The sequence below is a fragment of the Undibacterium sp. GrIS 1.8 genome (assembly GCF_040544445.1).
Lineage (GTDB): Bacteria > Pseudomonadota > Gammaproteobacteria > Burkholderiales > Burkholderiaceae_D > Undibacterium.
In genome coordinates, this window is record NZ_JBEONQ010000027.1 from 1 (window position 1) to 13,765 (window position 13,765).

General features: G+C 47.0%; 13 protein-coding genes. 7 read left to right on the forward strand and 6 right to left on the reverse strand.

From position 1 onward, the window contains the following. Positions 1-142: 142 nt before the first annotated feature. Positions 143-406 (forward strand): hypothetical protein, encoded by a 264-nt coding sequence (locus tag AAKU64_RS13610; RefSeq protein ID WP_354362248.1) that lies wholly within the window; start codon positions 143-145, stop codon positions 404-406. Positions 407-709: 303 nt separating this feature from the next. On the opposite strand, the gene AAKU64_RS13615 is transcribed toward AAKU64_RS13610, so the two are convergent. After that, complete coding sequence (locus AAKU64_RS13615; RefSeq protein ID WP_354362249.1) at positions 710-1,519, reverse strand: class I SAM-dependent methyltransferase; 810 nt, start codon at positions 1,517-1,519, stop codon at positions 710-712. Positions 1,520-1,778: 259 nt separating this feature from the next. Then, positions 1,779-2,822, reverse strand: a complete 1,044-nt coding sequence (gene purM, locus AAKU64_RS13620) for a phosphoribosylformylglycinamidine cyclo-ligase (RefSeq protein WP_354362250.1) — start codon at positions 2,820-2,822, stop codon at positions 1,779-1,781. Between the two features lie 210 nt (positions 2,823-3,032). On the opposite strand from purM, the gene AAKU64_RS13625 reads away from it, so the two are divergent. From AAKU64_RS13625 to panB, 6 genes are all read left to right on the forward strand, one after another. Further along, positions 3,033-4,118, forward strand: coding sequence for an AI-2E family transporter (locus AAKU64_RS13625; protein ID WP_354328799.1), 1,086 nt, complete (start codon positions 3,033-3,035; stop codon positions 4,116-4,118). Next, the gene (gene hda / locus AAKU64_RS13630) at positions 4,115-4,798 is read left to right on the forward strand and encodes a DnaA regulatory inactivator Hda (RefSeq protein ID WP_323492856.1); all 684 of its coding nucleotides are present in this window, start codon (positions 4,115-4,117) and stop codon (positions 4,796-4,798) included. Before AAKU64_RS13625 ends, hda begins: the two co-directional genes overlap by 4 nt. A gap of 87 nt (positions 4,799-4,885) precedes the next feature. Continuing rightward, positions 4,886-5,563 (forward strand): histidinol-phosphatase, encoded by a 678-nt coding sequence (locus AAKU64_RS13635; RefSeq protein WP_354362251.1) that lies wholly within the window; start codon positions 4,886-4,888, stop codon positions 5,561-5,563. After that, complete coding sequence (pcnB, locus tag AAKU64_RS13640; RefSeq protein WP_354362252.1) at positions 5,560-6,906, forward strand: polynucleotide adenylyltransferase PcnB; 1,347 nt, start codon at positions 5,560-5,562, stop codon at positions 6,904-6,906. The genes AAKU64_RS13635 and pcnB overlap by 4 nt, the downstream gene beginning before the upstream one ends. A 22-nt stretch (positions 6,907-6,928) precedes the next feature. Further along, positions 6,929-7,411, forward strand: a complete 483-nt coding sequence (folK, locus tag AAKU64_RS13645; RefSeq protein ID WP_354362253.1) for a 2-amino-4-hydroxy-6-hydroxymethyldihydropteridine diphosphokinase — start codon at positions 6,929-6,931, stop codon at positions 7,409-7,411. Positions 7,412-7,539: 128 nt separating this feature from the next. Further along, a complete protein-coding gene (gene panB, locus AAKU64_RS13650) occupies positions 7,540-8,352 on the forward strand; it encodes a 3-methyl-2-oxobutanoate hydroxymethyltransferase (protein WP_354362254.1) in 813 nt (270 codons plus the stop codon). Positions 8,353-8,668: 316 nt separating this feature from the next. Here panB and can read toward each other — a convergent pair whose 3' ends face one another. From can to dnaK, 4 genes are all read right to left on the reverse strand, one after another. Then, positions 8,669-9,337, reverse strand: coding sequence for a carbonate dehydratase (gene can / locus AAKU64_RS13655; RefSeq protein WP_354328804.1), 669 nt, complete (start codon positions 9,335-9,337; stop codon positions 8,669-8,671). 243 nt (positions 9,338-9,580) lie between these two features. After that, a complete protein-coding gene (locus AAKU64_RS13660; RefSeq protein WP_354362255.1) occupies positions 9,581-10,201 on the reverse strand; it encodes a chalcone isomerase family protein in 621 nt (206 codons plus the stop codon). Between the two features lie 349 nt (positions 10,202-10,550). After that, a complete protein-coding gene (gene dnaJ / locus AAKU64_RS13665; protein ID WP_322121314.1) occupies positions 10,551-11,672 on the reverse strand; it encodes a molecular chaperone DnaJ in 1,122 nt (373 codons plus the stop codon). 110 nt (positions 11,673-11,782) lie between these two features. Continuing rightward, the gene (gene dnaK / locus AAKU64_RS13670; RefSeq protein ID WP_322121313.1) at positions 11,783-13,735 is read right to left on the reverse strand and encodes a molecular chaperone DnaK; all 1,953 of its coding nucleotides are present in this window, start codon (positions 13,733-13,735) and stop codon (positions 11,783-11,785) included. Between the last annotated feature and the right edge of the window lie 30 nt (positions 13,736-13,765).

A 13,765-nucleotide genomic window follows, 5' to 3' on the forward strand; every position in this document is an offset into this window, starting at 1 on the left:
GTCACATGTGCCGCTTCAAACAAGAAAACCAATCGCAACAGTGGCCACACCCATGCTCGACTTTACTGGTTTGGGTATTTTGCAAGAAGCTCTAATTTAATAAAATAACATCCATCACGCTTAACACTAGAGAAAGTTCATCATGAGCGTTAGTTCAGTCAGCAGCAGCACAACTACCCCAACGCCGGTTACTCCGCGTCCTACGGATCAGTTGCAGGCACAAAAGCCGGACAACACCAAGACCAGCAATGACGATAACGTCAAGGCAACTGCGCAGGCACAGGCGCAGGCACAAGCTCAAATTCAGGCTCAAGCACAAACTCAAAATCAAGCGCCACCACCGCCAAGCCCTTCTGTGAATACGGACGGGCAAAAAATCGGACAAGTGATCAACGTGAGTGCTTAGGTTTAAATCTATTGAGTTTAAATTTGCTGAAATTCAATTTGCTGAAATTCAATCTGCAGAATTTCAATTTGCATCACGGATTCAAAACAGCTTTGTATTTATAGTTTATTAATGGTGTATTTATGCCCACAACGACTGGCATCTAATTATGTCGTCCAGCAGTAGATAAGCTGACTAACAATACCCAGATCGTAAAAAATCGGCATCGCGTGTGACACGAATGCCGATTTTTTTTTGAAGTTACTTTTTATTCCAGCGCTGTCTTTGGTGTTGTGTTGTTTTGAATCTGTTTCCGGTTTAGTGCTAGTGCACTTTCGCTTCAAACAAGTTCATCGTGTAACCGTGCATAATGCGCTTGAAAAATGTCCGCAATAAAAACAAAGGGAAGCGCTGTTTTTGCACTATCAAAGTTTCTTCTACGATGGATTCGCTGGCAGCATGCTGGTAGCCGCAACGCTCAAAAATATCTTTAGGATTCTCCGGGAAAAACCGGAATTTTGCGCCCAACTTTTCTATCCTGTCTGTGAGCTTCTTGCCCGTCTTTTGGATGAAATGCTTGCTCATCAAATCGCACATCAAACTATGTTTTGGATACGCTGCCCGCAATGCCTGCAAGGTTTGCTTAATTTGGGTCTCGGTCAAATATCCAAACACACCTTCCATCACAATAATGACCGGCATGCGATCATTTTTTGGCAATTTATTGGTCAAGGTTTCTTGCGAAAAATCTATTGCGATACGCTCTAGGGCATTGGCACAGGACGCTGCTGGCAAACAGGTATTTTTATGCTCGATGACCTGTGGCTCATCAATCTCAAACCAATGTCCGTGATCCAGCCTGAAAGCCCGCGCATCAAACCCCGCGCCGATCAGTATCACTTTCGTTTTTGGCTGTTGATCTAAACGCTCACGCAAAAAATCGTCAATCATCCTATGCCGTACCGCAATACTCTGATTGGGTCTGACATCGGTTTTAAGCTGGTCAAAAATCGTGTTGCCATGATCCGTCATAAATAAATGCGCATACGCGTCGCCACATAAAGGCTTTGCTGATTGAGCATCCTGAGCACGTACGCCACAGGTATAAAACGCTGTGTCTGAGATAGGATTCATTGGATGATTTTGTGATTTGGTTTTGTTATTGATAGGGCTTACGCAAAATTATCCCGGCAAGGCGAGATGAACTCAAGAGTATCGATTAAATAAAGAATCCGTGTCGAATAAAAATATACTCCCATCTTTTTGACGCCAAATAGACAAAAGGTGCAGGATATACCTGCACCTTTTAAAAATACTCTCTACCAGTATTGAACTGACAGCTCATCCCTGACAGATCACCCATCGGTATTAAGTTAATAAGTTGATGGTAAGCTTACACCACGATCGTCTGATGCTCATCGCCTTCGCGGGCGCGAATGGTGCCGATGCGAGAAACGGTTTCGCCAGCGGCAAGCAGTTGCGCCATCGCTGTATCCGCATTCTCTTGCGAGACGATAACAACCATGCCGATGCCGCAGTTGAAGACACGGTGCATTTCTGCATCTGCCACGCCGCCGTGTTGTTGCAACCAGGTAAACAGTGGTGGCATGGCCCAGGCTTTGCTGTCGAGGATCGCGGTCAACTTATCTCCTAACACGCGAGGGACGTTTTCTACCAAGCCACCGCCGGTAATATGCGCCATACCTTTGACTTCCATGCTCTCCATCAATGCCAGCAGTGGTTTGACGTAGATACGGGTCGGTGCCATCAAGGCATCTGCCAGAGTGCGTCCGTGGAAATCCGAATTCAGGTCAGGGTTAGCAACTTCGATAATTTTGCGTACCAGTGAGAATCCGTTGGAATGGATGCCGGACGATGCCAGACCGAGGATGACGTCGCCGGGAGCGATTTTGCTGCCGTCGATGATTTTAGATTTTTCTACTGCGCCGACCGCAAAACCCGCCAGATCGTATTCGCCTTCCGGGTACATGGATGGCATTTCGGCAGTTTCGCCACCGATCAGGGCGCAGCCTGCTTGCTCACAACCAAAGGCGATGCCTTTGATGACATCTGTCGCGGTAGCAATATCGAGTTTGCCGCAGGCGAAATAATCGAGGAAAAATAAGGGCTCTGCACCTTGCACCAAAATGTCGTTCACGCTCATGGCGACCAGATCAATCCCAACGGTGTCGTGACGATTCAGGTGGAAAGCGAGCTTCAGCTTGGTACCAACACCATCGGTGCCAGAGACCAGAACAGGCTCTTTGTATTTTTTGCTAATTTCGAACATGGCACCGAAACCGCCGATGCCAGCCATGACGCCTTCGCGCATAGTACGTTTGGCGAAAGGCTTAATCGCGTCAACTAGCGCATCGCCAGCGACCATATCGACGCCAGCGTCACGGTAAGAAAGGGAAACATTGCTTGGAGTACTCATGATAGTCGTCAATAGAGGCGTGAGGCGGTAAAATAGAAGGATTGCTGAATTTGATGATTTTCTAATACGCTTCAGAAAATTCAAGCAGATTTCTGCAACAAAGAACGCTATTTTAACAAATCGACCCGAGTCGCAGCTAGTTTTTGGACTTTTTGCGGCATGTTCTGGTTTCATCCCCAGTTTTTGTCTGAAGAGAAACTTATATCCACTATGGCATTTTCATTTACCCCTGAACAAAAACAGACCGCCTTATGGTGCGTGCTTGGGCTGGCACTACTGATTTTGATCTTATTATTGGGGCCAATCTTAATGCCATTTATTGTGGCGGCGATTTTGGCTTACATCCTTAATCCTTGGGTAGATCGCCTGTGCGCTTTGCAATTAAAAGGCATCCATTTACCACGTTCACTAGCGGCGACTTTGCTGATTGTGTTGGTGATCATGTTGATACTGGCAATGGTACTGGTGATGACGCCAATTTTGCAGAAGCAGATACCGCAGTTGCAAGACCAGATACCTCGTTTTTTTGATAAAGCGAATGAATTATTAGGCCCGATGTTAGGCAAATTGGGCATTCATATTCAATTAGATAGTGCTGGCATCAAAGATATGATCACCAAGCAACTAGACACCAGTGGTGACGAGATTGGCAAGGCAGTATTAGCCTCCATCCGCGTTGGTGGCACCGCTGTATTGGGCATGGTCGCCAATTTGATGCTGATACCGATTGTATTGTTTTATCTTTTGCTTGACTGGCATCCTTTGATGGACAGGTTGGAAAATTTTATCCCGCGGCGCTGGGTCGGCAGCGTCAAATCCGGCGCCTCAGAAGTAGATAGTATTTTGGCGCAATATCTGCGCGGTCAGATCATGGTGATGGTTGTGCTGGCGATCTATTACTCAGGTGCGCTGGCGATTGCTGGTTTTGATCTGGCACTGCCGGTTGGCATTATTACTGGCTTTTTAGTGTTTATCCCGTATCTGGGATTTGGGCTGGGTCTGGCACTCGCTTTGATCGGTGCATTTTTACAATTTGATGGTTTTCACGGTCTGATTTCTGTCGCAATTATTTATGGTGTTGGTCAAGTATTGGAAAGCTTTATTTTGACGCCGCGTTTAGTCGGTGAGCGTATTGGCCTGCATCCGTTGACAGTGATTTTTGCCTTATTGGCATTTGGTCAGTTATTTGGTTTTATCGGTATTCTGGTTGCTCTGCCGACATCGGCAATTTTAGCGGTAGCGGCCAAACACCTGCGCATTGCTTATCTCAATAGTTCGGTTTATCGTCAGTCATGAGGCAATTACTGCTAGATCTGGATGCGGAACAACCGCCTTCATTAGATACTTTTGTCGTCGGCCAAAATGCTGAGCTGGCGCAACTGCTGAGCTTGTTTTCTACCCGTACTGCAAGTCAATATGGCGAGCGTTTTGTGTATTTGTGGGGCGAAGCTGGCGCGGGCAAAACTCATCTACTGCATGCGCTGGCGAATAGCGGGCAAGCGCGCTACATCAGTGCAGATGCGCCTGGCAGCGCCTTTGATCATACGCCGGAGGTCAGTTTGTACTTGCTGGATGACTGTGAAAACCTGCCAGCACAATCGCAAATTGATGCATTCAACTTATTTAATGAAGCCCGTGCGCATGGCGGCTTTTTAGTGGCGGCAGGCAAGCAGCCGCCCATGATTTTGAATGTACGGGATGATTTACGTACCCGTTTAGGCTGGGGCCTGATTTATCAAGTTCATGGTTTAACAGATGAGGATAAAATCGATGCCTTGGAACGATCTGCTCAGGCACGAGGGATCGTTATTTCGGGCGGCGTCTTACCCTATCTGATTACGCACTACCGGCGTGATATGTTGTCACTAACGGACATGCTGGATCAGTTAGACCATTATTCGCTAGAGACTAAACGAGCAATCACGCTACCGCTGCTGCGGGAACTACTGCAACAACAGCAGGCGTATGACCATTAATACTATGTACTTAGTTTGTCGCCTGCTCAGCCACTACAATATCCATGCAGTATTACTACAAAATAAATAAGGCACTTCCCTAACACTATGCGCAATATTGCTTTATTTGATCTGGACCACACGCTGCTTCCCATCGATTCGGATTATGAGTGGGGGCAATTTTTGGCCCGCACCGGCGCGGTTGATGCCAAGGCCTTTGAACGTCGCAATCGCGAATTTTTTGCGCAATATCAGGCAGGCACTTTAGATCCGGTGGAATATCTGGAATTTGCACTCGGCACGCTGGCACAATTTCCGCGCTCTGAACTAGATGCGATGCATGAAGAATTTATGGATGAGGTCATCCGTCCAGCCTTATTACAGCCTGCGCATGATCTGGTACAAAGCCATTTAGACGATGATGATCTGGTCGTCATCATCACCGCCACCAATCGCTTTGTGACGGCACCGATCGCACATGCTTTTGGTGTAGAGCATTTGATCGCCGCAGAACCTGAGCGGGACGCGGCCGGCAACATTACCGGAAAATTGCGAGGCGTACCAACTTCTGGTGCAGGCAAAGTCACTCATTTGCAGCAATGGCTAGCGCAACAAGGCATGCATCTGGACGATTTTCCACGCAGCTATTTTTATAGCGACTCGCAAAACGATATTCCTTTATTATCCATCGTCACTGATCCAGTTGCGACCAACCCCAACACCAAACTGCGTGCCCATGCCGAAACCCAAGGCTGGCCGATTATTCACTTATTTGACGAGCAATGATCAAGAAATTTATCCGCAAAATCTTGGGCGTTAAAAGCCGGGCAGAAGCCGCAGCAGCCAAGCGCAAACCCACGGTGCTCAATGCAAAAGAACATGGCATCGATCCGCAATTGTTGTCGTCCAACGCGATCCGCGTCACTTCCACACTGCAAGAAAATGGCTTTAAGGCTTTTGTCGTCGGCGGCGCAGTACGCGACTTGTTGTTGGGCGTAAAGCCAAAAGATTTTGACATTGCCACCAACGCCACACCAGATCAGGTTAAACGTCTGTTTCGTCGTGCTTTTATCATCGGCAAGCGCTTTCAAATCGTGCATGTGATGTTTGGACAAGACTTACTGGAAGTCACCACCTTCCGCGGTGCGGCAGTTGATAGTGCGCCCAAGGACGAACATGGTCGTGTGTTACGTGACAATACGTTTGGCGAGCAATTTGAAGACGCCGCACGGCGCGATTTTACGATTAACGCGATGTACTACGATCCGGCGACCCAGAGCGTGCTGGATTACCACGGCGGGATTGCCGATATCCGTAAAAAAACGCTGCGCATCATTGGCGTGCCAGAAGAACGCTATCGTGAAGATCCGGTGCGTATGCTGCGTGTAGTGCGCTTTGCTGCCAAATTACAATTTACGATTGATGAAGCAACCCGCGCGCCGATTCCCGTCATGGCGCCCCTGATCAACAACGTACCAACAGCACGGGTGTTTGACGAAATGTTGAAATTGCTGATGAGCGGTCATGCCATGGCGTGCTTACAGCAATTGCGCAAAGCAGGTCTGCATCATGGCTTGATGCCTTTATTGGACGTCGTGTTAGAGCAGCCGATGGGCGAGCGGTTTGTCACTCTGGCGCTGGCGAATACCGATGAGCGCATACGCCAGGGCAAACCCGTGTCACCGGGATTTTTGTTCGCCTCTTTGCTGTGGCATCAGGTAGTAGAAAAATGGAATGCCTATAAAGCCGCAGGCGAGTTTGCCATCCCTGCCCTGCACCTCGCAGCAGACGACGTATTGAATAAGCAAACCGATAGTCTTGCCCTGCAACGCAAGATCGGCTCAGACATGCGCGACATCTGGGCGATGCAACCACGGTTTGAAAAACGCGTAGGTAAAACACCGTACAAAATGCTAGAACATCCTAGGCTGCGGGCTGGCTATGATTTCTTGCTACTGCGTTGTGCATCGGGTGAACTGGATGCAGAATTAGGCGAATGGTGGACGGCATTTATGGAAGGCGATAGTGAACAACGAGAACACCTGTTGACCGTTAAACCGAAAGACACCGGAATAGTGAAAAAGCGCCCTCCACGTCGTCGTGCGCCACGCAAACCCGTAGCAGAATAAACTTTATATTGTTAGGTCAGAGATGACGACACAAGCATTCATCGGCATAGGCGCCAATCTGGGTGATGCACGTGGTACCGTAGAGCAGGCAATTCTGCGCTTAGCCGATTTGCCTGCCAGCCTTTTGATTGCGCAATCCAGTCTATTTAAGACTGCGCCAATTGAGTCCTCTGGTGATGATTACATCAACGCCGTAGCAGAGCTCCGCACAGATTTGAGCGCTACTGACTTGCTACTAGCTCTGCAGCAGATTGAATTAGCATTTGGGCGCGAACGTCCCTACCGCAACGCGCCGCGCACACTTGATCTGGATTTGCTACTGTATGGCTTAGAGCAAATCCATACCGATGCTTTAACAGTGCCGCATCCGCGCATGACAGAGAGGGCATTTGTGTTGCTGCCGCTGCTACAAATTAGTCCTTTAATCACGATACCTGGTAAAGGTGCGGCACAAGATTTCGCTGGTGTAGTTGCAGAGCAGGTAATTGTCGAGCTAACTTATTGAAATCACATACTACCCTATAGTACCTATATTAGCAGACTTAACGTCCATATAATATTTGGACGACTTACTAAAACAAAGGCATACTCCCCATAAAATGCCTGATATCACTCATTTATTGGAGAATTATTTTGGCTGAATATTTGCAAGATCGTAAAGCTGTCAGCATCCCGAGCCTGGCGATACAAGCCCAACAAGGCAATAAAATCACCATGCTAACTTGCTACGATGCCAGCTTTGCGGCATTGATGGATCGCTGTGGTGTCGAAATATTGTTGGTTGGCGATTCACTTGGCATGGTTTGCCAGGGGCACAATTCAACATTGCCGGTAACAATTCAAGATATCGCTTATCACACCGCTAGCGTAGCGCGTGGCAATAAGAATGCGCTACTAGTCGCCGATATGCCGTTTGGCAGTTACGCGACGCCAGAATCTGCCTTCAACAACGCCGTACAATTGATACAGGCTGGTGCGCAAATGGTGAAGCTAGAAGGCGGCGACTGGCTTGCACCGACGATCAAATTTTTGACAGAAAGAGCCATCCCGGTATGCGCCCATCTGGGTCTGACACCGCAATCAGTGCATCAATTAGGTGGTTATAAAGTACAAGGAAAAACCAGTGCCGCGGCTGATTTACTCAAGTCCGACGCACTGAGTCTACAAGCAGCTGGCGCCAGCCTCTTGGTGCTGGAAGCGATCCCCGCCGCACTCGGCAAAGAAGTCACCGAGCTATTAGCAATCCCAACGATTGGCATCGGTGCTGGCCCGGATTGCTCTGGACAAGTATTAGTCATGCATGACTTACTGGGCGTTTTCCCAGGACGCAAAGCCCGCTTCGTGAAGAATTTTATGGATGGTCAAACGACGATTGATGCGGCTGTAACCGCCTATGTCAATGCAGTGAAAGACAAATCATTTCCTGGACCGGAACATTGCTTTTAACTCAGATTTTCCATTGAAACAGCGACAAGTGTGCCTTTGGCGAACTAACTGGCTAGACGCGACGACGACGCAAGCTGCATCTTGCTAGGAGGAGCAACAACGCCAGGCAGTTCGCCAAAGGGTCAATTGTCGCTGTAGCGCCTCCACTCAAATCGCGGTGGTGTTATCCATCTGAAGACCGCATGCCGTCTGCGTTTCTGCGAAGTGGTAGCGGCCTAATAGAAAATCTGAGTTTAACTGAAGTTGAATCTTTGGGGAGTGGCTGCGGCAGTCTCTGTGCCACAGCTATCCAATACCAGTGACGTATCAGTGCGTTTTAAGATTTAAAACGAGCAAGGCTGGTTTCAAGATGTGCCGATAAGGTTTCTGGCGAACTCACCGTCATACCCAATTGGCGTAATAAGCCGTCCTGCAAACCATATACCCAACCGTGAATCGTCAATGGCTGTGATCGCTCCCAAGCATCCTGAACGATATTAGTTCTGCAAACATTGACTACTTGCTCAATGACATTGAGTTCACAAAGACGATTACTTTTCTCTTTTTCAGTGAACACATCACCTAGGTAGGCTTCGTGTTTTTCCTGTACGTCCTGAACATGGCGCAACCAGTTATCAGCCAGGCCAACACGGCGGCGCGTCAACGCTGCATGCACGCCCGAGCAACCATAATGACCACAAATAATAATATGCTTAACGCGTAATACATCAATCGCAAATTGCAATACGGAGAGGCAATTCAAATCGCTATGCACGACTACATTAGCGATATTTCTATGAACAAATAATTCGCCTGGCAACAATCCCAGTAATTCATTGGCCGGGACGCGGCTATCAGAACAACCTATCCAGAGGTATTCCGGACTTTGTTGATCTGCCAGTTTTTTAAAAAAACCGGCATCCTTGGCGACGATGGCATCAGCCCATTGGCGATTATTTTGGAGAAGTTGCTCAGGAGTGAGGTTCGGTTTATCTTGCGCGCTCATGCTATTTCCTTCATTTTCGACAGGCGCCATTTTAACCGAGAATGCACTCTAAACCCGGATATCCCTACAAGGAGACGGCAGGCAAAAAATTTGCCGAAGTAGCTTAGTAGTAAAAATTCAGATGTAATTATTCGGGTGTAAATAGCCAAAAACGCGGAGACAATTTTTGTCATCCGCGTTTTTGATTATTTAGCAAATCTGTTCACAACCAACTTAAAACATGAATGCTGTACCAGCACCAGACTAACGATAACTACTTCTGTCCTCAGTCGCCTCAGGAGCTAACATCGCCTTCTTAAGCGATGAATCAACTGGTTTTTCACCTAACCAAATACGCATCAAAGCATTATTGAAAACGATATCGGGATAGGGCTCGCCTACTTTTTTACCGTTAAGATAAAAAATAGTACCAACACCAGGTATCCAGTCCGTCAGGATGATGTCGCCTTTTTTTAGTAGCGGAACTGAGGCAAATAATTCACCCAGACGCAAAAACTGCGAAGTAAGTTTTATCTTTTCAGCTTTATCAGTATTTTTTTGAATACCCGAAATAAAACCATCCCCAAATTCATCGCTACTTACTTCACGTAGCATGACGATTGCAACACGCCGCGGGCCAGTCGTGGCAAGCACATCAGGCACGGTAGTTTTTTTGTCTTTTAAATAGAGTGCAGCAGCATAGACCTTAAAAATCGCTTTGTAGCGAATGCCGGCACCATTGAGCTTTAAATCTGTGTTGGCAACATGTGCTGTGTCATCAAATTTGACCCCAGCCACTTCCATCGGGGCCGCATGTGTTGCCATGCTAGTTAGGGCAAGCAATGCAAAGCCCGCTAACAAGCGCTTACTTGTATTCAAAATCATTTTTGTCTCCATTAATTTCACCCTTTATAAGTGCGTGGGCGTTTTCTTAGGCTATGCTAAATCAATATAAAACTGTTTAATAACAGCATCTTATTATACGTTGCCACAGCGCCACAAGGAATCCGATTACCGGAAAAGTGGTTTTATTCCACCAAATCCATCACACCACTCAATCTATTAACCAAAGACTTTCATCCTGAACAAGCCAGAGTTTAGGATTTGATGTGATTTAATTATTTTCGCTAATAAAAAACCCCATCAAAAATAATTTGATGGGGTTAGCGCTTATCGTTATTGATGACAAACTGTTTTTAACAAATAAAGATATTTCATTTAAAGCTATTCAAGCTCACTCAAAAAACTTTTTAACCTTATCCATCCAAGTCTTACTTTGCGGATTGTGCTTCGCTCCGCCCTCGACAGTTAATTGCTCAAAATCACGTAGCAACTCTTTTTGCTTGTCTGTGAGTTTGACTGGCGTCTCAATCACAACATGACAGAACAAATCACCGGCATAACCTGATCGAACCCCTTTAACGCCTTTGCTGCGCAGACGGAATGTCTTACCAGACTGCGTACCTTCAGGAATAGTAAAAGACGCTTTACCGCTCAGGGTTGGCACTTCAATATCGCCGCCCAAAGCTGCTTTGACGAAAGAAATCGGCATTTCGCAATGCAAATCATCTCCCTCACGCTGGAACACCGGATGTTGTTTGATGTGAATTTCTACATACAAATCACCAGGAGGACCGCCATTGACGCCAGGTTCACCATTGCCCGATGAGCGAATCCGCATACCATCATCAATACCTGCTGGAATTTTGACTTCCAGGGTTTTGTTACGCTTGATGCGACCAACACCAGAACAAGTGGTGCAAGGTTCAGGAATCATCTTGCCAGTGCCATGACACTTAGGACAAGCTTGCTGAATACTGAACAAACCTTGCTGCATACGGACTTGTCCATGGCCGCCACAGGTAGTACATGTGACCGGCTGTGTACCCGGCTTAGCACCAGAACCATGGCAGGTATCGCACTCATCCCAGCTAGGCACACGGATCGTGGTATCAAAACCATTCGCGGCTTGCTCTAATGAAATCTCTAAGTTGTAACGCAAGTCAGCACCGCGATACACTTGCGGACCATTGCTGCGACCACGACCGCCACCGAAAATATCGCCAAAAATATCACCGAAAGCATCTGCAAAACCAGCACCACCACCGCCTCCGCCACCACCCATATTCGGATCGACGCCAGCATGTCCGTAACGGTCATATGCATCACGCTTTTGCGGGTCAGACAGCATTTCATATGCTTCCTTACCCTCTTTGAATTTTTCTTCTGAGGTTTTACTATCCGGATTACGATCTGGATGATACTTCATCGCTAATTTGCGATAAGCCTTTTTGATTTCGTCTTCTGTCGCGTTCTTTGCGACGCCCAGAATTTCGTAAAAATCACGCTTCGCCATCTCTTTGCACCTTGTTTTATATCAGCGAATTAAGCAAAAACGCCGAGCAGGAAATCGTCAACACGATTAACTGCCCGGCGAGTCATGGCGGGAATCTCCCGCCGGACTAATTACTTGCCGTCTTTAACTTCTTTAAAGTCAGCATCAACGACATCATCATCTTTAGCGTGGGCATCGGATGCGCCAGCGTTAGAAGAAGAACCGCCTGCCGCCGCACCACCGGCAGCAGCTTGTTGCGCTTGCATATCGGCATAGACTTTTTCGCCCAGTTTCTGCGATGCAGTAGATAAAGCACCAATCTTGGTATCAATCTCAGCTTTATCACCAGTTTTCAGAATTTCTTCCAAATCTTTGATTGCAGCTTCGATTTTTTCTTTATCGCCTGCATCTAGCTTATCGCCATGCTCACTCAAGGCTTTTTTGGTTGAATGAACCAAGGCATCGCCTTGATTACGGGACTCAGCCAATTCTTTGACTTTTTTGTCTTCGTCAGCGTTCAGCTCGGCATCTTTCACCATTTTCTGGATTTCATCTTCCGTCAAACCAGAGTTTGCTTTGATGGTGATTTTGTTTTCTTTGCCAGTTGCTTTATCTTTTGCGCCTACATGCAAAATACCATTGGCATCGATGTCAAAAGTTACTTCAATTTGTGGCGTGCCACGTGAGGATGGTGGAATACCTTCCAGATTGAATTCGCCCAAACCTTTATTACCGGCGGCAATCTCACGCTCGCCTTGGAACACTTTGATCGTCACCGCTGGTTGATTGTCATCCGCAGTCGAGAACACTTGGCTGAACTTAGTCGGGATCGTTGTGTTCTTTTGAATCATCTTGGTCATTACACCACCCAGAGTTTCAATACCCAAGGATAAAGGTGTTACGTCCAACAACAACAGATCTTTACGCTCGCCAGACAATACCGCACCCTGGATCGCTGCACCGACGGCAACTGCTTCATCAGGATTAACGTCTTTGCGCGGCTCTTTGCCGAAGAACTCTTTTACCAGTTCTTGTACTTTAGGCATACGTGTCATACCACCGACCAGGATGATGTCATCGATGTCGCTGGTTTTAACGCCTGCATCTTTGATCGCGATACGGCAAGGCTCTATCGTTTTTTTGATCAATTCTTCAACTAGGGCTTCTAATTTAGCGCGAGTGATTTTCAAGTTCAAATGCACTGGTGCGCCATTTGCCATCGCAATATACGGCTCATTGATCTCTGTTTGCTGCGCGCTGGATAATTCAATCTTGGCGCGTTCTGCAGATGCCTTAATACGTTGCAATGCGATTGGGTCTTTTTTCAGATCGAGGCCATTAATTTTTTTGAATTCTTCAATGATGTAATCAATGATACGTTGATCAAAATCTTCACCGCCGAGGAAAGTATCACCATTAGTAGACAATACTTCGAATTGTTTTTCGCCATCGACATCAGCGATTTCAATGATGGAAACGTCAAACGTACCGCCACCCAAATCGTAGACTGCAATCTTGCGATCGCCTTTTTCAATTTTATCCAAGCCAAATGCTAATGCAGCGGCAGTTGGTTCATTGATGATGCGTTTTACGTCCAGACCAGCGATACGGCCAGCGTCTTTAGTTGCCTGACGTTGTGCATCATTAAAGTAAGCAGGCACAGTGATGACGGCTTCTGTCACTTCTTCACCGAGGTAATCCTCAGCCGTTTTTTTCATCTTACGCAAAACTTCTGCGGAGATTTGCGGTGGCGCCAATTTTTTGTCACGTACGCTAACCCATGCATCGCCATTGTCTGCTTTAGAAATGGAGTAAGGCATCAGACCGATATCTTTTTGAACTTCTTTTTCTTCAAACTTACGACCAATCAAACGTTTAACGGCGTACAAAGTGTTGACCGGGTTGGTCACAGCCTGACGTTTAGCGGATGCGCCGACTAAAATTTCGCCATCTTCTTGGTAAGCAATAATGGACGGTGTAGTACGCGCACCTTCTGCATTTTCGATTACTTTTGGCTGGCCGTTTTCCATAATGGCCACGCAGGAATTAGTTGTTCCTAAATCAATACCGATCATTTTTCCCATGATATTTCCCTTTGAGTTTATTTATTCACT

Coding starts and splice junctions, on each gene's coding strand:
- AAKU64_RS13660 (WP_354362255.1), bottom strand. CDS start 10,201: ATGATTTTGAATACAAGTAAGCGCTTGTTAGCGGGCTTTGCATTGCTT.
- purM (WP_354362250.1), bottom strand. CDS start 2,822: ATGAGTACTCCAAGCAATGTTTCCCTTTCTTACCGTGACGCTGGCGTC.
- AAKU64_RS13610 (WP_354362248.1), top strand. CDS start 143: ATGAGCGTTAGTTCAGTCAGCAGCAGCACAACTACCCCAACGCCGGTT.
- AAKU64_RS13625 (WP_354328799.1), top strand. CDS start 3,033: ATGGCATTTTCATTTACCCCTGAACAAAAACAGACCGCCTTATGGTGC.
- dnaK (WP_322121313.1), bottom strand. CDS start 13,735: ATGGGAAAAATGATCGGTATTGATTTAGGAACAACTAATTCCTGCGTG.
- can (WP_354328804.1), bottom strand. CDS start 9,337: ATGAGCGCGCAAGATAAACCGAACCTCACTCCTGAGCAACTTCTCCAA.
- AAKU64_RS13635 (WP_354362251.1), top strand. CDS start 4,886: ATGCGCAATATTGCTTTATTTGATCTGGACCACACGCTGCTTCCCATC.
- hda (WP_323492856.1), top strand. CDS start 4,115: ATGAGGCAATTACTGCTAGATCTGGATGCGGAACAACCGCCTTCATTA.
- pcnB (WP_354362252.1), top strand. CDS start 5,560: ATGATCAAGAAATTTATCCGCAAAATCTTGGGCGTTAAAAGCCGGGCA.
- dnaJ (WP_322121314.1), bottom strand. CDS start 11,672: ATGGCGAAGCGTGATTTTTACGAAATTCTGGGCGTCGCAAAGAACGCG.
- folK (WP_354362253.1), top strand. CDS start 6,929: ATGACGACACAAGCATTCATCGGCATAGGCGCCAATCTGGGTGATGCA.
- AAKU64_RS13615 (WP_354362249.1), bottom strand. CDS start 1,519: ATGAATCCTATCTCAGACACAGCGTTTTATACCTGTGGCGTACGTGCT.